Consider the following 18936-nt stretch of genomic DNA (forward strand, 5'->3'; position numbering starts at 1 on the left):
AGTCAACGGGCCTTGCCCGAGCGGCGCGAAAGCAGCCGCTGCAGCAGACAGAAAGCGAACAGCAGCACACCAACGACGATGCGTGTCCACCAGGAGCTGAGCGTGCCGTCGAAGGAAATCAGGGTCTGGATGATTCCGAGCATGAGCACGCCAAACAGCGTGCCTGCCACATAGCCCACGCCACCCGTGAGCAGTGTTCCGCCAATGACCACGGCGGCAATCGCGTCCAGCTCCATGCCCACGGCATGCAGGCCATAGCCCGACAGCATGTAGAACGTGAACACCACGCCCGCCAGTGCTGAGCAAAAGCCCGAGAGCGTGTAGACACCAATGAGCGTGCGGCGCACCGGCAGGCCCATGAGCACAGCCGAGTGCTCGCTGCCGCCCACCGCATACACGCTGCGGCCAAACGGCGTGCAGTGCGCCACGAACAGGGCCACCATCAGCACGGCGATGGCGATGAGCGCCCCCAGCGAAAGGGATGCGCCTTCCCACAGCGGCAGTCGCCATTGCGCCAGCTCCGAATAGCCTTCGTGTGTGATGCTGATCGAGTCGATGCTGATGAGGTAGCACAGCCCCCGCGCCAGGAACATGCCTGCCAGCGTGACGATGAAGGGCTGCAGCCGAAAGCGCTCGATGAGGAAACCCATGAACGCGCCAAATGCCGTGCCCATCAGCAGCACCAGCGGGATGGCGACCATGGGGTTCCAGCCCCGGTGTTCCACCAGCGCGGCCAGCACCATGGTGGTCAGCGCCACCACCGATCCCACCGAGAGGTCGATCCCGCCCGACAGGATCACGAACGTCATGCCCACCGCCACGATGATGAGGAAGGCGTTGTCGATCAGCAGGTTGAGGAACACCTGGGCCGAGAAGAACCCGGTGTACAGCACCGAACCCAGCGTGGCCATGGCCACGAACAGCGAGATGGTGGCTGCCAGCGGCAGGTACTTGGGGTTGAACCGCGCGCGCGCGGCGGTGGCCTGTGGGGCAGGGTGGTTCACGGTGCCGAAGCCTGCGGTCTTGGGTACGGCGCTCATTGCAAAGCTCCCGCGCCGGGGCGGCGTGCCAGGGCGCCCACTTGCGCCCGGAACTCGGGCGACTGGAGCAGCATCACGATGAACACCACCACGGCCTTCACCACCAGGTTGATCTCGGGCGGCACGCCCAGGGAGTAGATGGCGTAGGTCAGCGTCTGGATGATGAGTGCGCCAATCACGCTGCCCACCAGGCTGAAGCGGCCGCCGGTGAGGGCGGTGCCACCCAGCGTGGCGGCCAGGATGGCGTCCAGCTCCAGCAGCTGCCCAGCGTTGTTGCCATCCGCGCTCTTCACGTTGGAGCTGATCAGCAGCCCCGCAATGCCCGCGCACACGCCGCAGAACACATAGGCCGCCACGATAAGCCGCCCCGCCTGCACACCCGCCACCCGCGCCGCCGTGGGGTTGATGCCCACTGCCTGGATGAACAAGCCCAGCGCCGTGCGCGTGATGGCGAGGTACAGCACCACGAAGACTGCGGCCACTACGAACACAGAGAACGGCAGCCCTGCCAGGTACCCACCGCCCATGAAGAAGTAGGGCGTGTAGTAGATGGTGATGATCTGCCCGTCGGTGATGAGCTGGGCAATGCCCCGGCCCGCCACCATCAGGATCAGCGTGGCAATGATGGGCTGCATGCCCACCTTGGCGACGAGCACGCCGTTCCACAAGCCGCACAGCAGTGCCACGCCGATGGCGCCCAGGATGGCGACGGGCAGCGGGAACCGGCTTTCGGTGCCCGACACCGAGCCGCCGATCAGCCACGCTGCCACGGCCGCTGCAATGGCCACCGTCGCACCCACCGAGATGTCGATACCCCGAGTGGCAATCACCAGCGTCATGCCCAGCGACACCAGCACCAGCGGTGCGGCGCGGTTCAGTATGTCGATGAGGCTGCCGTACAGGTGCCCGTCGCGCCATTCGATGTGGAGGAAGCTGCTGTTGAACACCGTGTTCACGATGAGCAGCAGTGCCAGCGTGATCAGGGGCCAGGCCAGACGGTGGCGCAGTAGCGCTGTCAGAAGGGAAGGGGAACGTTCAAGCATGTTCGGCCGCAATCAGGTCGTAGACGGCGTCCTCGCTACTTCCAGCTGGAAGTTCACCCACTTTGTGGCGGTCGCGGAGCACCACGATGCGGTGCGCCACGCGCACCACCTCGCTCATTTCGGAAGAGATGAACAGCACGGCCATGCCGCCCTGGGCCAGATGCAGGATCTGGTCCATGATTTCCTGCTTGGCGGCCACGTCGATGCCGCGCGTGGGTTCGTCCAGGATCAGCAGGCGCGGCTCGATGGCCATCCAGCGCGCAAGGATGGCCTTTTGCTGGTTGCCGCCCGAGAGCAGGCCGATGGCCTTGTCCACGGTCTCGGTCTTGATGCCCAGCAGCTTCACATAGCGTTCGGCCAGCGCCGTCTGCTCGGCACGCGAAAGAAAATTGCCCACGCCCATGCGGGCCTGCAGCGCCAGCGCAATGTTTTCGCGTACTGACAGTTCCGCCACGATGCCGTCGGTCTTGCGCTCTTCGGGGCACAGGGCGAGGCCATGGCGGATCGCATCCATGGGGTTGGCAAACTTCACCACCTGCCCGTCGATGCGCAGCGCGCCCCGGTCAGGCTGCTCCAGGCCAAACAGCAGGCGCGCCAGCTCGGTGCGGCCCGAGCCCAGCAGCCCCGCCAGGCCCACCACCTCGCCCGCGCGGATCTGCAGGTCCAGCGGCTGCAATTGCGTGTCTTGTCCCAGGCCCTCGGCTTGCAGCAGGTTGGCTTGGCGGCTGTCCACGGCGGGTGCTGGTGCGGGTCGCTCCGATGCAGCGGCCAGGTCGCGGCCCAGCATGGCAGCAATCAACGCCTGCGGGCCCAGGTCCTTGGCCAGCCACTCACCCACCCAGCTGCCATTGCGCAGCACGGTGATGCGGTCGGACACGGCATACACCTGGTTCAAAAAGTGCGTCACAAAGACGATGGACAGGCCCTCGCTGCGCAGGCGCCGCAGCACCTCGAAGAGCTTTTGCACCTCGTCGTCGTCCAGGCTGGAGGTGGGCTCATCCAGGATCAACACGCGCGATTCGATGCTGAGTGCGCGCGCAATCGCCACCAGCTGTTGCACGGCCACGGGGTAGTCCGACAGCAGGCGCGTCACGTCGATCTGTAGGCCGATGCGCGCCACCAGATCGCGGGCACGCTGGTGCAGCGTGGCCCAGTCGATGCGAAAGCCCTGCGCGATGCCGCAGCGCGGGTAGCGGCCCGCAAAGATGTTCTCGGCCACCGAGAGGTTGGGGCAAAGGTTGACCTCCTGGTACACGGTGCTGATGCCCAGGCGCTGCGCCGCCAGCGGCGAGTCGGGCCACACGGCTTCTCCACCCAGCCGCATCTGCCCGCCGCTGGCCTCCAGCACACCCGTCAGCACCTTGATCAGCGTGGACTTGCCCGCACCGTTTTGCCCCATCAGCGCATGGATCTCGCCAGGGTAGAGGTTGAGCTGCACATCGCGCAGCACGGTGATGCCCGCAAACTGCTTGTGGATGCCCGAAAGCTGCAGCACCGGCGCTGCAGCGTGGGCGTGAACGGTGGATGCGTCCATGGAAACCGTCATGCCTTGTTTTTGTTGTAGACATCGACCAGCACGGCTGCCAGCAGCACGACGCCCTTGATGACCTGCTGGTAGTCGATGCCGATGCCCAGGATGGACATGCCGTTGTTCATCACGCCCATCACGAAGGCGCCGATGACCGCGCCCATCACCTTGCCCACGCCGCCCGATGCCGATGCGCCGCCGATGAAGCAGGCAGCAATCACGTCCAGCTCAAAACCCAGGCCCGCCTTGGGCGTGGCGGTGTTGAGCCGCGCCGCAAACACCAGCCCGGCCAGGGCTGCCAACACGCCCATGTTGATGAAGGCATACAGCGTGAGCCGCTCGGTCTTGATGCCCGATAGCTTGGCCGCCTTCTCGTTGCCGCCCATGGCATAGATGCGGCGGCCGACGGTGGTGCGGCTGGTGACAAAGTCGAACAGCACGATCAGCAGCGCCATCACGATGAGCACGTTGGGCAGGCCCTTGTACGAAGCGAGCAGGTAGCTGAAGTACACCAGCAACCCGCCAAACACCACCGTGCGTGCGACGAACAGGCCAGCGGGCTCCGTCTGCACGCCATGGCGCAGGCGGTTGGCGCGCTGGCGCAGTCCGCCCACGGCCAGGGCCGCAGCCACGGCCGCACCCAGCAGCAGCGAGGTCAGGCGCAGCCCCTCCACGCTGAACAGGTCAGGGATAAAACCCGAGCTGAGCATCTGGAACGCCGAGGGGAACGGCCCCACCGACTGACCCGCCAGCAGCGCCAGCGCCAGGCCCTTGAACACCAGCATGCCCGCCAACGTGACGATGAACGAGGGGATGCGCGAGAAGGCCACAAACCCGCCTTGAATGGCGCCGATGAGCCCGCCGCACAGCAGGCACACCAGCGTGGCGGGCACAAAGTGCCAGTTGTATTCGACCATCAGCACCGCCGCCAGTGCGCCGATGAAGCCACACACCGAGCCCACCGACAGGTCGATGTGCCCGGCCACGATGACCAGCAGCATGCCCAGCGCCATGATGACGATGTAGCTGTTCTGCAGCACCAGGTTGGTCAGGTTCAAGGGCTGCATCAGCGTGCCCTCGGTCATGTACTGGAAGAAGCCCATGATGGCCACCAGCGTGATCAACATGCCGTATTCGCGCAGATTGTGCTGCAGGTGTTGCAGCAGCGACTTGTCGTGCCGCGCCGCTGCTGTCGTGCTGCCGTCGGCCAGCGTGCTGGCGGGGGGATGGGTGGTCTGGCTCATTTCGGTCATCAGTTCAATGCGTTGTGCGGTTCATCAGGCGCTGAAGAGGGGCGCTGCAGCTACGCGCGGCCGCCGTGCAAGGGCCGCCCCGCCGCACTGGCGGCGTCCCCCTTGGGGGGGATGGCGCGAAGCGCCTCAGGGGGGGCACTCACGATGGCTCGCATGATCTTTTCTTGCGAGGCGTCTGAAGTTGGCATATCGGCCACAAAGCGGCCTTCGTTCATCACATAGATGCGGTCCGTGATGCCCAGCAGCTCGGGCATTTCGGAGGAGATCACGATCACGCATTTGCCCTCGGCCGCCAGCTGGGCGATGAGGGTGTAGATTTCGTACTTGGCGCCCACGTCGATGCCGCGCGTGGGCTCGTCGAGGATGAGCACTTCGGGGCTGGTGAACAGCCATTTGCTCAGCACCACTTTTTGCTGGTTGCCGCCCGAGAGGTTCAGCGTCTTCTGGTCCACGCCCGAGCAGCGGATGCGCAGCTTCTCGCGGTAATCCTGTGCCACGCGGTGTTCCTGGCCGCTGTCGATCACGCTGGCGAACGACACGCCCGGCAGGTTGGCCAGCGAGGTGTTGAACTGGATGTCTTCGTTCAGCACCAGGCCATTGCCCTTGCGGTCTTCGGTCACATAGGCCAGGCCGTGGCGCACGGCCTTTTCCACAGTGCTCACGTCGATGGGCTGGCCGTGCAGCCGCACTTCGCCGCTGATGCGCTGGCCCCAGGAGCGGCCGAAGATGCTCATGGCCAGCTCGGTGCGGCCTGCGCCCATCAGGCCCGCAATGCCCACTATCTCGCCGCGCCGCACATTCAGGTCGATGCCCTTGAGGTGCTCGCGGTCGCTGCGCTGCGGGTGGTGGGCGCGCCAGTTGCGCACCTCAAAAACAATGTCACCCACTTGCGGCTGGCGCTGGGGGTAGCGGTCGCTCATCTCGCGGCCCACCATGGCCTGAATCACGCGGTCTTCGCTCACCGGGCCCTCGCGGCAGTCCAACATCTGCACGGTGCTGCCGTCGCGCAGCACGGTGATGGCATCCGCCACGCGCGAGATCTCGTTGAGCTTGTGCGAGATCAGGATGGAGGTGATGCCCTGGGCTTTGAGCTCCAGCAGCAGGTCAAGCAGGGCCTGGCTGTCGTTCTCGTTGAGGCTGGCGGTGGGCTCGTCCAGGATCAGCAGGCGCACCTTGCGCGACAGCGCCTTGGCAATTTCCACCAGCTGCTGCTTGCCCACACCCAGCTGGCCCACCGGTGTGTCAGGCGACTCGCGCAGGCCCACCTTGTGCAGCAGCGCCTGTGCGCGGCTGTGTGCGGCCATCCAGTCGATGACGCCGTGCCGCGCGGTTTCGTTGCCAAGAAAGATGTTCTCGGCAATCGACAGCAGCGGCACCAGCGCCAGCTCCTGGTGAATGATGATGATGCCCAGGTGCTCGCTGTCGCGGATGCCCGCAAATTCGCGCTCCTGCCCGTCGAACAGGATCTGGCCGCTGTAGCTGCCGTGTGGGTACACACCCGACAGCACCTTCATCAGCGTGGATTTGCCCGCCCCGTTTTCGCCGACGATGGCATGGATCTCCCCGGCCTGCACCTGCAGGTTGACCTGGTTCAGCGCCACCACGCCGGGGAAGGTTTTGCGGATGTTCCGCATTTCAAGAAGCATGGTCTCTCAGTCTGTTGGCGGGGCCTCTGGCCCCATCCCGGTTGCACGCCGCCTGCGCTGCCCCAGCAGCATTCGCAGGCGGCGGCTCTACATGCAGAAGCCGCTCGCGCTCACTTGATTTGGGACTCTTTGTAGTACCCACTGCCCACCAGCACCGTGTTCCAGTTGGATACGTCCACCGACACGGGCTTGAGCAGGTACGAGGGCACCACCTTCACGCCGTTGTTGTAGGTCTTGGTGTCATTGATCTCGGGCTGCTTGCCTGTCAGCACGGCGTCCACCATGTTGGCTGCCACCTTGGCCAGCTCGCGGGTGTCCTTGAACACGGTGGAAGACTGCTCGCCCTTGAGGATGGACTTGATGGAAGGCACCTCGGCGTCCTGGCCGCTGACCACGGGGCAGGGCTGCTGGGCGGTGCAGTAGCCCACGCCCTTGAGGGAGGACAGGATGCCGATGGAGATGCCGTCATAGGGCGACAGCACCGCGTGCACCTTGTCCTTGCCGTAGTAGGCGGACAGCAGGTTGTCCATGCGCGCCTGGGCCACCGAGCCATCCCAGCGCAGCGTGCCCACCTTGTTCATGCCGGTCTGCTTGCTGCGCACCACCAGCTTGCCACTGTCGATGTAGGGCTGCAGCACGCTCATGGCGCCGTCGTAGAAGAAGAAGGCGTTGTTGTCGTCCGGCGAGCCGCCGAACAGTTCGATGTTGAACGGGCCCTTGCCTTGCTTGAGGCCCAGCTTGTCCACGATGGAGGTGGCCTGCAGCACACCCACCTGGAAGTTGTCGAACGTGGCGTAGTAGTCCACGTTCTTCGAGCCCTTGATGAGACGGTCGTACGCAATGACCTTCACGCCCTTGTCGGCCGCGTTTTGCAGCGCCTTGGACAGCGTGGTGCCGTCAATCGACGCGATCACCAGCACCTTGGCACCCTTGGTGATCATGTTCTCTATCTGCGCGAGCTGGTTGGGGATGTCGTCTTCGGCGTACTGCAGGTCGGTCTTGTAGCCCCGGTCCTTGAGCACCTTGACCATGTTGTCGCCATCGGCAATCCAGCGCGCCGAGGACTTGGTGGGCATCGAGATGCCGATGGTGCCCTTGTCCTGGGCCGATGCCACGGATGTGGCGCCAATGGCAGCCAGTGCCACGGTGGCCAACACGGCCTTGAAAATTGCACGCTTCATTTGAGTCTGTCTCCTGATGTTGTTTTGATTTGATTGCCGCTTGGATGCGTCACGGCCTTACGAAACTGTCGCGGCCCAGTGCCAGAGCCACCGCCCAAGGGCCGCCCCGCCGGGCCGGTGGCGTCCCCCTTCCCGCATCGCGCAGCGATGCGAGAGAAAGGGGGAAGGCGCGCAGCGCCTCAGGGGGTTAATACTTCCTGTTCGGCATTTCCTTCGCCGCCACTTCCATCGGGAAGATGCCTTCTTCCGTCACGATGCGCTTGGGTACCGCCTTGCCTGCCTTGATGTCCTTGACAGCGCTCATCAGCTGCGGGCCCAGCAGGGGGCTGCATTCCACGCTCACGTTGAGCTTGCCGGCGATCATGGCTTCGAAGGCGCCCTTCACTGCATCGATGGAGATGATCACGATGTCCTTGGCGGGCTTCATGCCGGCCTCTTCGATGGCCTGGATGGCGCCAATCGCCATGTCGTCGTTGTGCGCGTACAGCACGTTGATCTTCTTGCCCTCGGCCTTCAGGAAGGCTTCCATCACTTCCTTGCCCTTGGCACGGGTGAAGTCGCCGGTCTGGCTGCGGATGATCTTGAACTTGGGGTCGGCCTTGATGACTTCTTCAAAGCCCTTCTTGCGGTCGATGGCAGGGGCCGAGCCCACGGTGCCTTGCAGCTCGACGATGTTGACCTCGCCCTTCTGGTCCTTCATCTTCTCCACCAGCCAGCGGCCGGCCTTGCGGCCTTCTTCCACAAAGTCCGAGCCCATGAAGGTCACGTACAGCGACGTGTCCTTGGTGTTCACTGCGCGGTCGGTCAGCACCACGGGAATCTTGGCGGCCTTGGCCTCGCGCAGCACGGGCTCCCAGCCCGACTCCACCACGGGCGAGAACGCAATCACGTCCACCTTCTGCGCGATGAACGAGCGGATGGCCTTGATCTGGTTCTCCTGCTTTTGCTGCGCGTCCGAGAACTTCAGCTCGATGCCCGCCTCCTTGGCGGCCGACTTGATGGACTCGGTGTTGGCGGTGCGCCATTCGCTCTCGGCCCCCACCTGGCTGAAGCCCAGCACGAGGGGCTTTTGCGCCCAGGCAGTGCCGGGCAGCAAGGCGGCCACGGGCACGCTAGCCAAGGCGGCAGCAACGGTGCGGCGGTTCATTTTCATCATCTTGTCTCCTGTCTGTAATGGTTGGTTGACGATGGTTGCGGGATGGAAAGAAGGAACGCTCGAAAAGGGCAGGGCTCAAGCCAGCATGTAGCCCGTCTTGACGGTGGTGTAGAACTCGGCGGCGTAGCGCCCCTGCTCGCGGGCGCCGTAGCTCGATTCCTTGCGGCCGCCAAACGGCACATGGAAGTCCACGCCCGCCGTGGGCAGGTTCACCATGGTCATGCCCACGGCAGCGTGGCGCTTGAAGTGCATGGCGCGCTTGAGCGACGTGGTACAGATGCCCGCACACAGGCCAAAGGGTGTGTCGTTGGCCAAGGCCAGCGCGTGGTCGTAGTCGTCGGCCCGCAGCACACAGGCCACGGGGCCAAAGATTTCCTCGCGCGCCACGCGGTGCTCCGGGCGGGCCAAGAAGAGGGCGGGGCTCATGTAATGGCCTGGGGTGGGGCGCTCCAGGCGCTCGCCACCCCAGACATGCTCCGCTCCCTCGCTCTTCGCAATGTCGATGTAATCCAGGTTTTGTGCCAGCTGGTTGTCATCCACCACCGGGCCCATCTCGGTGCCGCGCTCCAGCGCGTGGCCCACCTTCAGGCTGGCCAGCCGGTTGCGCAGGCGCGCCACAAAGGCGTCGTGCACCTCGGCCTCGACGATGAGACGGCTCGATGCGGTGCAGCGCTGGCCGGTGGAGAAATACGAGCCCTGCAGCGCGCAGTCCACCGCCTGGTCCAGGTCGGCGTCGGCCAGCACGATGAGCGGGTTCTTGCCGCCCATCTCCAGCTGCACCTTGGCACGGCGCTGGCTGGCCGCACGCAGGATTCGGTCGCCCGTGGCTACCGATCCGGTAAAGCTCAGTGCGTTGACCAGCGGGTGGTCCACCAGCGTCTGGCCCACCTCGCGGCCGCTGCCCATGACTAGGTTGAAGGCACCGGCGGGCAGGCCGCTGCGGCTGATGATTTCGGCCAACGCCCAACCACAGGCGGGCACCAGCTCGGCGGGCTTGAACACCACGGTGTTGCCGTAGGCCAGGGCTGGGGCGATCTTCCAGGCCGGGATGGCGAACGGGAAGTTCCACGGCGCGATGATGCCCACCACGCCCACGGGCTCGCGGGTTACGTCCACCTGCACGCCCTGGCGCACAGAGGCCAGCAGCTCGCCCTGGATGCGCAGCGCCTCTCCCGCAAAAAACTTGAAGATCTGCCCGCTGCGCGCCACCTCGGCGATGCCTTCGGGCAGCGTCTTGCCTTCTTCACGGGCCAGCAGTGCGCCCAGCTCGTCCTTGCGTGCCAGCAGCTCGCTGCCGATCATGTCCAGCACGTCGGCGCGGCGTTGGGGGGTGCTCTGGCTCCAGGTGGGCAGCGCGTCGGCCGCCGCGCGCACGGCCAGCTCGGTCTGGTTGCGGTCGGCGCGGGCGTATTCGGCCACCACCTCGCGGGTGTCCGACGGGTTGGTGCTGATGCCGGTGGTGGTGCCGATTTCCCACCGGCCGTTGATCAGGTGCCGGGGGCTGAGCTGGAGGTCGCCGAGCTTCATGGAGAGAGGCCTTTGTTGCAGTTGCGGCGAAGTCTATGGAAGGTTTCGATATCAATCCAATCGTTTTTTAGACAAAATACATATCGTTCTTTGCATTCTGGAAAACCCCTCCCTTTTCCCGTCCTCCTCCTCCGCCATCCATGAGCACCTACAACCACTGGTTCATCCGCGCCCGCCTCAAAACGCGCCAACTGCTGCTGCTGGTGGCCCTGGCCGAAGAGGGCAACATCCACCGCGCCGCCCAGGTGCTCAGCATGACCCAGCCGGCCGCCTCCAAGCTGCTCAAGGACCTGGAGGATGTGCTGGAGGTGTCGCTGTTTGACCGCCTGCCGCGTGGCATGCGCCCCACCTGGTACGGCGAAACGATGATCCGCCACGCGCGCATGGCCCTGGCCAACCTGAACCAGGCGCACGACGAGATCGGTGCGCTCAAGCGCGGGCACTACGGCCAGGTGGGTATCGGCGCCATCACTTCACCCGGCCTGAGTCTGCTGCCCGCCGCCGTGGCGCAGGTCAAGCAGGAGCACCCCAGCCTGCGCATTTCGCTGGACATCGAAACCAGCCCCGTGCTGCTGGAGCGGCTGGAGCAGGGCAAGCTCGACATCGTGGTGGGCCGCCTCTACGAGGAGCACGACAAGGAGAACCTGCGCTATGAGTCGCTGACGGAGGAGCTGGTCTGCGCCATGACGCGCCCGGGCCACCCGCTGTCGAGCATGACCGGGTTGACGCTGCGCGACGTGGTGTCGGCCAGCTGGATCGTGCCGCCGGCGGGCAGCGTGCTGCGTCACCGGTTTGACCTGATGTTCCAGCAGGACGGGCTGGCGCCGCCGCTGCACACGGTGGAGACATCGGCGCTGTTGTTCATCACGCGCATGCTGCAGCAGAGCGACATGATCGCTGTGGTGGCGGAGGATGTGGCGCGCTATTACGCGGCGCATGGGATCGTGACGGTGTTGCCGCTGGCGATGCCGTGCCATATGGATGCGTTCGGAATCATCACGCGGTCGGACCGGCTGTTGTCGCCGGCGGCGAAGGTGATGATGAAGGCGTTGAAGCAGACGAGTCTGGTGCAGTATGGGCGGAGGTTGGAGGTGGGGGATTGATGGTTTTGAATTGATATTGGCTGGATGCGCTAGTGGGATATGTGCTTGTAGCTATTGATTTTGTAGTGTTGGTTCTTGTGCGCTGATTGGGTGGCGTGCCTTTGTTGAGGACGGAGGCCGGGAGTCGCCCCGGCGGGCGAGGTACTTTTCTTTGCTTCGCCAAAGAAAAGTACCCAAAAGAAAGGCGACCCCCAGTCTGCGACCCCTTCGCTGTGCGAAGGGGCAAACCTGCGGCGGGGCGGTTGCGGGGTGCGCCGTGGAACTCACTGCGCTGCAGTGCAGCTTCGTTCAGACATCCACGGCGAGTCAGTTCACGAAGCATGGGCGCTCCGACGCCCATGCTCACCTCGCAACCGCCCCGCCGCAGGCGCAGCCAGCAGGGGTGTGACAGCCGAACATCCAAACAACTGAACAGCCGGACATCCATTCGAGCCATTGCTTCGCTCGGCCCCATCTCGCGGGCGCAAGCGCTACGCGCTGCGCAAATTGGGCCGAGCGAAGCAAAGGCCCGTGTGGCTGTTCTGTCCCCCTTGCCCCTCTGGATGCGCCGAGGAGCGCAGGGTTTGGCGGATCAGGGCTCGCGTGTGTCTGAGCGACGCGCAGCGGCGCGAGTTGAGCGAGACCCCGCCAAACCCGAGCACCGCAGGTTGCCCCGGCGCGCAGCGGCGGGGACGCAGACAGTGGGGTCGCCTTTCTTTTGGGTACTTTTCTTTGGCGAAGCAAAGAAAAGTGCCTCGCCTGCCGGGCGACTCCCGGCCTCTGCCCTGAGCACGGGCACCCGGCCACATCAGCCCAAAGACCTAGAACCAGGCAGGCGTCTACAAATCACTATAAAAAAATAGCTACCAGCGCTTGAAGCACTAGCGCTTAGACGCACTGAGACCAGAAAACCTCAAACCCACCCCGCATCCACCTTGAACTCCTGCGCCGTACACATCGCCGCATCATCCGACGCCAAAAACAACACCATCCGCGCAATGTCATGCGGCCGCAGCTTGTCCGGCAAACACTGGTTGCGCGCCAGCTCCTTCTCGCCCTCGGCGTCCAGCCACAGTTTGATCTGCCGCTCCGTCATCACCCACCCCGGCGACACCGTGTTGATGCGGATCCGGTCCTGCCCCAGCGTCTTGGCCAACCCGCGCGTGAGGCCGTTCACCGACGACTTGGCGATGGCATAGCAGGGGTAGCCCGTGCCCTTGCCCTGCCAGCCCGTGGAGCCCAGGTTGATCACCGAGCCCGCACCCAGCCTGCGCATGCCGGGCACCACGGCCTGGATGGCGAAGAAGGCGGGGCGCTCGTTGATGGCCATGCGCTCGTCGTAGTACTCGGGCGTCACGGATTCGAGCGTGTGCCGGTCATCGCTGGCCACGTTGTTCACCAGCACCGCAAAGTCGCTGCCCAGCTCGGCCGCCGCTTCGGCCACGCAGGCCTGCAGGGCGTTCACATCGCGCACATCACATACGCGCCACCAGGGGCGGGGCAGGCCTGCGTCGGCGATGTGGTGGGCCAGGGCTTCGCTCGCGTTGCGCGCCACGTCCACAAACGCCACGCGGGCACCTTGCTCGGCAAACGCCGCCACGATGGCCGCGCCAATGCCGCTGCCGCCGCCCGTCACAAACACGGCGCGGCCTTGCAGGCTGGGGAATTTCGCCAGGCCCTGGGGGGCGCCGGTGGCGTCGGTCGACGAAGAGGAGGGGGTAAAAAGCTGTGTCATATCAATATTGCAATCAATCAATGGCAAAAAAATTCATTTCAAGCATCAATTGGCGTTGATAAGATGCCGCTCGTCAAGTGCCTGGCGGCAGGCCGATGCAAAAAAACGACCGGAGACAACCAACGTGCGCCCTTCGCTGGATACCCCCATCCCACCGTCCAGCGGCGCGTCCGCCTCTGCTCCCACAAAAACCGGCGCCGTGCGCTGCGTGGTCGCACTGGGCAACGCACTGGGTGAGGGCGTGACGTGGTCGGTGCGCGAGCAGGCTGTGTACTGGGTGGACATCCTGCAGCGCGAGCTGCACCGCTGGGACCCGGCCACCAGCGCCCACCAGCGCTGGACGTTTGACGAAGAGATTTCTGCCATTGCCGAGCGCGCCGACGCCCCCGGCTTCATCGTCACCCTGCGCCGGGGCTTTGCACTGTTCGACCCCGCTGCTGACATCGCCCCGCGCTACCTGCACCAGCCCGAGCCAGAGCGCGCAGGCAACCGATTCAACGACGGCAAGTGCGACGCCTGGGGCCGCTTCTGGGGTGGCAGCATGGACTTTGCGTGCGAGGCTCCCACGGGCGCGCTCTACAGCTACACCGCCAGCGGCGACTGCACGAGGCACGACGATGGTTTTGCCGTGACCAATGGCCCCACCTGGGCCCCTACCGCGCAAGGCACGGCCATGTTTTTCAATGACACGGTGCAGGGCACCACCTACCGCTACCGCTGCGACCCGGCCACCGGCACCGTGAGCGACAAAACGCTGTGGAAGCGTTGGCCCGCGGCTGACGGCGTGCCTGACGGCATGACCACCGATGCGCAGGGCCGCCTGTGGGTGGCGCACTGGGGCGGTAGCTGCGTCACCTGCCACGACGCCGACACGGCCGAGGAGCTGGCCCGCATCCCGCTGCCCGTAAGCCAGGTCACCAACTGCGCCTTTGGCGGTGCGGACCTGCGCACGCTGTACATCACCTCGGCCCGCACCGGCCTCACGCCCGAGCAGCTCGCGGCCGAGCCGCTGGCCGGGGCACTGTTTGCCGTGGACATCAGCACGCCCGGCCTGCCCGCGCATCTGTTTGGCGGCTGATGCCGGCCCCGCGCGCAGCAGCGAGGCCCATGGCTCCGCCTCTTCTTTTCTCCATCCCGCAGAAAGCACACCGCCCATGACCGAGGCCTCTTCATCCCACCCCATCGTCTGGCTGCACCACGCGGGGCAGCATCTGGGCCTGGTGCCCACACTGGGCGGCAGCGTGGCGGCCTGGCAGATCGACGACCCGCAAGAGGCTGATGCACGCATCGACCTGTGGCGGCCGTGGGACGGCGCCACGCCCGACCTGTACCAGCTTGCATCCTTTGCCATGGTGCCCTGGTCCAACCGCATCAGCGGCGGCGGGTTTGAGCAGGCGGGCCAGTTCCACCCCATGCGTCCCAACCGCGTGGGCGAGCCGTACCCCATCCACGGCGACGGGTGGCTGCAGCCCTGGCAGCTGACCCAGCCCGCGCCCGACACGCTGCAGATGCAGCTGCGCTCCGAGCGCTTTGACGGCAACCCCTACGAGTACGAATGCGTGCAGACCTTCCGCCTGGTGGAGGGCGGCCTGGACCAGTCGGTGCAGGTGCGGCACCTGGGCGCGCAGCCGCTGCCCTACGGCCTGGGCCTGCACCCCTGGTTTCCGCGCACGCCCGGCACGCGCATCACGGCGCCGGTGCAGGGCGTGTGGCTGTGTGGCGACGACCCTTTGCCCACGGAGCACACGCAACAGTTTCCGCCCGGCTGGGACTTGAACACCGGCGCGCCCGCCAATGGCGGCCTGATCGACAACGCCTACACCGGCTGGGGTGGCACCGCGCAGATCGACTGGCCCGAGCGCGGGCTGCGCCTTACCGCCCACATGCCGGACTTTGACAAGGACGGCGGCGCGGCCCACCACTACTGCCTGGTGTACCGCCCGCCACAGGGCCCGGCGTTCTGCTTTGAGCCCATCACCCAGCCCATCGATGCTTTCCACCAACCGGGCCAGCCCGGCCTGCGCACCTTGGCGCAGGGCGAGGTGCTGGCGATGAACGTGTCGTGGCGGTACGAGGCGTTGTAAGCCCCTCTGGGGCGCCCCAGAAGAAGGTTTGTAGCGAAATCAGCCGGTAGCGCTAGTGAATCATGCGCTGGCAGCTATTAAATCGATAGTGAATCAGATCACTCGGAACCCGTGGGTGCCGTCGCGCCCCAGTTGCTCCACCAGCCCGAACTCCCAGTCCAGGTAGGCCTGCATCGCTTCGCGCGGGCTGTCGGTGCCTTCGTACGGGCGGCGGTAGCGGTCGATGCGTGGCGAGGCCAGGCGCGTCTCGCCATGCTCCAGCGGCAGGCCCTGGGCGATCCAGGCCAGCGTGCCACCCTCCAGCACCACCACCTCGGCGCCACCCGTCAGGCGGGCCAGGTCCTGCGCGGCATAGCGTGCCAGCAGGCTGCTGCCACAGGTCAACACATAACGCTGCGCCTTGGGAATACTGGCCACCGCCTGTGCCAGTTGCGAGCGGATCACGAACCACGCGCCGGGGATGTGGCGCTGCACGTAGTTAGCGCTGGTGGTCAGGTCCAGCACGGCGGTGTGGCCGGGGCGCTCTTTGCTTTCTTCGTTCAGCCAGGCCGCCAGTTGTGCGGGCGTGACCCAGGCAATGGGGCCTTCGGGCTCGGGCACGGGGTTGGCCACGGCGCCGGTCTCATTGAAGTCGGCGGCGGGCGCGTCGTCCAGCACCCACACGTCCCAGCCCATCTGCGCCAGCCACGATGCACTCATGTTCGCGCGCACCCCGTCGTCATCCACCAGCACGATGCGCGCGCCACGCGCGGCGGCGGTGTGGTCGGTCTCCTGCACCAGCTGGCCGCCGGGCGTGTTGCGAAAGCCGGGCAGGTGGCCCGCGGCAAATTCTTCGGGCGTGCGCACATCCAGCAGGTAGGTGGTGCGCTGCGCCTCGGCCGCAAAGCGCGCCAGGTCGGCGCGGGTGGCGCGCTGGACGCCCGCGCGGTCGGCCACGCTGCGCGCCTGCTGGGGCGCGCGCTCGCGGTCGGCATGCACGGCGGGGTCAAAGCGGCGGGTGGCGCCGCGCTCCAGCGTCTGGCCGGCCAGTAGCCAGCCGATGGTGCCGTTGCGCAAGGCCGCCACCGGGTTGGGGATGCCCGCGTTCACCAGCGACTGTGTGCCGATGATGCTGCGCGTGCGGCCTGCGCAGTTCACGATGATCTGCGTGGCCGGGTTGGGCGCCAGTGCCTGCGCGCGCAGCACCAGCTCCGCGCCGGGCACGCTCACGCCGGTGGGGATGTTCATGGTGTGGTACTCGTCATACCGGCGCGCATCCAGCACCACGACATCGGCCTGGGCGTTGATGAGCGCCTGCACCTCTTCGGCCGCCAGCGAGGGCGTGTGGCGCTCGGCCTCCACCAGCTCGCCAAACGATTTGCTGGGCACGTTCACGTCGATGAACAGCTCTCCGCCCGCATCGCGCCAGCCCCGCAGGCCACCGGCCAGCAGCGTCACCTGCGTGTAGCCCAACTGCTGCAGCTTGCGCGCGGCGGGCTCGGCCAGGCCTTCGCCGTTGTCGTACACCACGATGAAGGTGTCGCGGCGCGGAATGCGCGTCCACGCATCCAGCTCGATTTTTCCGGCGGGCAGGTTGGCGGCGAACAGCGGGTGGCTTTGGGCAAACGGGTCTTCCTCGCGCACGTCGAGCAAGGCGATTTCCTGGCGGGCGAGCAGGGCCTCGCGAACCTGGTGGAACGAAGTCTGGGGCAGGGCGGGAGCGGTCATGATCTTGGTGTTGGGTCGGATCGGCTTCAGGCAGCCGGTGCAGGATTTTTGGACAGGTCCCAGAGGTTGGGCAGGGTGCTGTTGCTGTAGCCCGAGATGAATGGCTTGCGCGTGCCGTCCTCCAGGTACACGCTGCGCTGCACCGCGCCAATGTTGGCGCCGTACACGTGGATGCTGATGGAGGTGTGGCCCTCCCACGCGTTGCTCACGCGGTGCACATCGCCTATGGCAGGGTCGTTGGGCGAGACGACCTCCACCTGGCCCGGCTGCAGCCGCACGGGCTCGCCCTGCGGTGCCCAGCGGCCGTCGGGCGTGCGGGCATAGGCCTGCGAATCCTCGGCGCCGCGCAGCATGCCGATCAGGCCCCATACGGTGTGGTCATGAATGGGCGTGGCCTGGCCCGGGCCCCACACAAAACTCACGACCGAAAAGCGCCCCAATGCGTCGGCATGCAGCAGGTACTGCTGATAGCGCTCGGGGTGGGGCTGGGCATAGGCGTCGGGCAGCCAGTTGTCATGGGCCACCAGCGTGCGCAGCAGCGTGGCGCCCTGGGTCAGGGTGTCGGGCTCGGGCAGGCGCTGCTCCACCAGCGCGGCCAGCTGCTGCACAAAGTGGCGCAGGCGGGCGGTGTGGGGGGCGCCCTGCGGCGCGGAGGGGGACGTGGGTGGGGTCGATGGGTTGGGCAATGCACTCATGCCCGGTATTGCACCAGCGCCCGGGCTGCCCGTGTGTTGCGTGTTTTGCATATGCATCCCTGTTTTTCTTCGTTCTGTTGCGAGGCGTCTTTCAGTTCAATGCCAATCCATCGTAACGGCGGTGCGGACCGACTCGCAGGCATCCACAGGAATTCACGGGCAATCGCAGCGCCGATCAGGATTTGACAACCAAAAGGGCACAACATGAGCAAGCTTCAAAACCAAGGTGGGGTGGGAGGGCGCTGGACGCGCCGGCAGCTGTTGCAGACAGCGGGCGCGGCCAGCGTGGTGGGGGCGTCGAGTGTGGTGGGCAGCCACGTGCTGGCCGCGGGCAAGCTGCGCGAAGTGAAGCTGGCGTGGAACGCCAACGCCATCTGCCTGTCGGCCGCGCCGGTCGCCATCGAGCGCGGCATTTTTGAAAAACATGGTCTCAAGGTCGAGCTGATCAACTTTGCGGGCTCCACCGACCAGTTGCTGGAAACCATCGCCACCTCCAAGGCCGACGCGGGCCTGGGCATGGTGCACCGCTGGATCAAGCCGCTGGAGTCGGGCTTTGACGTGAAGCTGGTGGGCAGCTCGCACGGCGGCTGCTCGCGCCTGGTGGGCTATGAGGCGGCGGGCGTGACCAGCCTGCAAAAACTCAAGGGCAAGACCATTGCGGTGTCGGACCTCAACAGCCCCGGCAAGAACTTCTTTTCGGTGCTGCTGACCAAGGCCGGGCTGAACCCCGAAAAGGACGTGACCTGGCGCCAGTTTCCTGGCGACATGCTGGGCCTGGCGGTGGAAAAAGGCGAGGCCCAGGCCATTGCCGATGGCGACCCCAACCTGCTGCTGATCCAGCGCCGCACCAAGGGCCTGGTGGACCTGGCGTCCAACCTGTCGGGCGAATACGCGGCCAAGACCTGCTGCGTGCTGGGCGTGAGTGGCGCCATGGTGCGCAACGACAAGGGCACGGCAGCCGCGCTGACCCGCGCCATCATCGAGGCCTCGGACTTTGTGGCCGACAACCCCAACGAAACGGCGCGCATCTTCAGCCCGTATTCCAAGGTGCCGCAGGAGGACTTGCGCGCCGTGCTGGGCACGCTCACGCACCGCAGCCACCCGGTGGGCACAGCGCTGCGGCAGGAGATCGAGTTCTATGCCCGCGACTTCAAGCTGGTGGGCGTGCTCAAGCCCGGCACCGACCCTGCGCGCTTCGCGGCCCACGTCCACGCTGACGTGTTGGCCTGAGCCTCCTCCCATTCCGTGCAAGGACCCTC

The 18936-nt window shown here is 65.8% G+C and carries 15 protein-coding genes; 4 read left to right on the top strand and 11 right to left on the bottom strand.

All coding sequences use genetic code 11. The annotated features are described in order from the left end of the window. Window positions 1–2: 2 nt before the first annotated feature. The 8 genes from yjfF to IB236_RS14615 form a co-directional block, all read right to left on the bottom strand. A complete protein-coding gene (gene yjfF, locus IB236_RS14580) occupies window positions 3–1040 on the bottom strand; it encodes a galactofuranose ABC transporter, permease protein YjfF (protein ID WP_192421274.1) in 1038 nt (345 codons plus the stop codon). Next, the gene (locus IB236_RS14585; protein ID WP_192421275.1) at window positions 1037–2083 is read right to left on the bottom strand and encodes an ABC transporter permease; all 1047 of its coding nucleotides are present in this window, start codon (window positions 2081–2083) and stop codon (window positions 1037–1039) included. The genes yjfF and IB236_RS14585 overlap by 4 nt, the downstream gene beginning before the upstream one ends. Next, window positions 2076–3617, bottom strand: coding sequence for a sugar ABC transporter ATP-binding protein (locus tag IB236_RS14590; protein ID WP_192421327.1), 1542 nt, complete (start codon window positions 3615–3617; stop codon window positions 2076–2078). The genes IB236_RS14585 and IB236_RS14590 overlap by 8 nt, the downstream gene beginning before the upstream one ends. Window positions 3618–3625: 8 nt before the next feature. Next, on the bottom strand, window positions 3626–4855 hold the full coding sequence (mmsB, locus tag IB236_RS14595; protein ID WP_116750362.1) for a multiple monosaccharide ABC transporter permease: 1230 nt from the start codon (window positions 4853–4855) through the stop codon (window positions 3626–3628). A 59-nt stretch (window positions 4856–4914) separates the two neighbouring features. Then, complete coding sequence (gene mmsA / locus IB236_RS14600; protein ID WP_192421276.1) at window positions 4915–6510, bottom strand: multiple monosaccharide ABC transporter ATP-binding protein; 1596 nt, start codon at window positions 6508–6510, stop codon at window positions 4915–4917. 110 nt (window positions 6511–6620) lie between these two features. After that, window positions 6621–7691 (bottom strand): multiple monosaccharide ABC transporter substrate-binding protein, encoded by a 1071-nt coding sequence (chvE, locus tag IB236_RS14605; RefSeq protein ID WP_056067543.1) that lies wholly within the window; start codon window positions 7689–7691, stop codon window positions 6621–6623. Window positions 7692–7878: 187 nt separating this feature from the next. Beyond that, window positions 7879–8844 carry an ABC transporter substrate-binding protein gene (locus IB236_RS14610; protein WP_116750363.1) on the bottom strand — a complete coding sequence of 322 codons (966 nt, stop codon included), beginning with the start codon at window positions 8842–8844 and terminating at the stop codon, window positions 7879–7881. Window positions 8845–8922: 78 nt separating this feature from the next. Then, window positions 8923–10374, bottom strand: coding sequence for an aldehyde dehydrogenase family protein (locus IB236_RS14615; protein ID WP_192421277.1), 1452 nt, complete (start codon window positions 10372–10374; stop codon window positions 8923–8925). Between the two features lie 140 nt (window positions 10375–10514). Here IB236_RS14615 and IB236_RS14620 point away from each other — a divergent pair, with 140 nt between their 5' ends. Beyond that, the gene (locus IB236_RS14620) at window positions 10515–11477 is read left to right on the top strand and encodes a LysR substrate-binding domain-containing protein (RefSeq protein ID WP_056067548.1); all 963 of its coding nucleotides are present in this window, start codon (window positions 10515–10517) and stop codon (window positions 11475–11477) included. 892 nt (window positions 11478–12369) lie between these two features. On the opposite strand, the gene IB236_RS14625 is transcribed toward IB236_RS14620, so the two are convergent. After that, window positions 12370–13191, bottom strand: coding sequence for an SDR family NAD(P)-dependent oxidoreductase (locus tag IB236_RS14625; RefSeq protein WP_192421278.1), 822 nt, complete (start codon window positions 13189–13191; stop codon window positions 12370–12372). A 124-nt stretch (window positions 13192–13315) separates the two neighbouring features. On the opposite strand from IB236_RS14625, the gene IB236_RS14630 reads away from it, so the two are divergent. Beyond that, window positions 13316–14269, top strand: coding sequence for an SMP-30/gluconolactonase/LRE family protein (locus IB236_RS14630; RefSeq protein ID WP_192421279.1), 954 nt, complete (start codon window positions 13316–13318; stop codon window positions 14267–14269). A 76-nt stretch (window positions 14270–14345) separates the two neighbouring features. After that, window positions 14346–15275, top strand: a complete 930-nt coding sequence (locus IB236_RS14635; RefSeq protein ID WP_192421280.1) for an aldose 1-epimerase — start codon at window positions 14346–14348, stop codon at window positions 15273–15275. Window positions 15276–15368: 93 nt separating this feature from the next. On the opposite strand, the gene IB236_RS14640 is transcribed toward IB236_RS14635, so the two are convergent. Both IB236_RS14640 and IB236_RS14645 read right to left on the bottom strand, forming a co-directional pair. Further along, a complete protein-coding gene (locus tag IB236_RS14640; RefSeq protein WP_192421281.1) occupies window positions 15369–16982 on the bottom strand; it encodes a rhodanese-related sulfurtransferase in 1614 nt (537 codons plus the stop codon). 26 nt (window positions 16983–17008) lie between these two features. Next, a complete protein-coding gene (locus IB236_RS14645) occupies window positions 17009–17677 on the bottom strand; it encodes a cysteine dioxygenase (protein ID WP_225581154.1) in 669 nt (222 codons plus the stop codon). Between the two features lie 204 nt (window positions 17678–17881). Between IB236_RS14645 and IB236_RS14650 the strand changes: the two genes are divergently transcribed. Beyond that, window positions 17882–18907 carry an ABC transporter substrate-binding protein gene (locus IB236_RS14650; RefSeq protein ID WP_192421283.1) on the top strand — a complete coding sequence of 342 codons (1026 nt, stop codon included), beginning with the start codon at window positions 17882–17884 and terminating at the stop codon, window positions 18905–18907. Window positions 18908–18936: the final 29 nt, after the last annotated feature.

This window comes from Acidovorax sp. ACV02, assembly GCF_014851475.1.
Taxonomy (GTDB): Bacteria; Pseudomonadota; Gammaproteobacteria; order Burkholderiales; family Burkholderiaceae_C; genus Acidovorax; species Acidovorax delafieldii.

Bases quoted from the DNA above. Each gene is read 5' to 3' on its own strand.
- yjfF (WP_192421274.1), bottom strand. From the start codon at position 1,040: ATGAGCGCCGTACCCAAGACCGCAGGCTTCGGCACCGTGAACCACCCT.
- IB236_RS14585 (WP_192421275.1), bottom strand. From the start codon at position 2,083: ATGCTTGAACGTTCCCCTTCCCTTCTGACAGCGCTACTGCGCCACCGT.
- IB236_RS14590 (WP_192421327.1), bottom strand. From the start codon at position 3,617: ATGGACGCATCCACCGTTCACGCCCACGCTGCAGCGCCGGTGCTGCAG.
- mmsB (WP_116750362.1), bottom strand. From the start codon at position 4,855: ATGAGCCAGACCACCCATCCCCCCGCCAGCACGCTGGCCGACGGCAGC.
- mmsA (WP_192421276.1), bottom strand. From the start codon at position 6,510: ATGCTTCTTGAAATGCGGAACATCCGCAAAACCTTCCCCGGCGTGGTG.
- chvE (WP_056067543.1), bottom strand. From the start codon at position 7,691: ATGAAGCGTGCAATTTTCAAGGCCGTGTTGGCCACCGTGGCACTGGCT.
- IB236_RS14610 (WP_116750363.1), bottom strand. From the start codon at position 8,844: ATGAAAATGAACCGCCGCACCGTTGCTGCCGCCTTGGCTAGCGTGCCC.
- IB236_RS14615 (WP_192421277.1), bottom strand. From the start codon at position 10,374: ATGAAGCTCGGCGACCTCCAGCTCAGCCCCCGGCACCTGATCAACGGC.
- IB236_RS14620 (WP_056067548.1), top strand. From the start codon at position 10,515: ATGAGCACCTACAACCACTGGTTCATCCGCGCCCGCCTCAAAACGCGC.
- IB236_RS14625 (WP_192421278.1), bottom strand. From the start codon at position 13,191: ATGACACAGCTTTTTACCCCCTCCTCTTCGTCGACCGACGCCACCGGC.
- IB236_RS14635 (WP_192421280.1), top strand. From the start codon at position 14,346: ATGACCGAGGCCTCTTCATCCCACCCCATCGTCTGGCTGCACCACGCG.
- IB236_RS14640 (WP_192421281.1), bottom strand. From the start codon at position 16,982: ATGACCGCTCCCGCCCTGCCCCAGACTTCGTTCCACCAGGTTCGCGAG.
- IB236_RS14645 (WP_225581154.1), bottom strand. From the start codon at position 17,677: ATGAGTGCATTGCCCAACCCATCGACCCCACCCACGTCCCCCTCCGCG.
- IB236_RS14650 (WP_192421283.1), top strand. From the start codon at position 17,882: ATGAGCAAGCTTCAAAACCAAGGTGGGGTGGGAGGGCGCTGGACGCGC.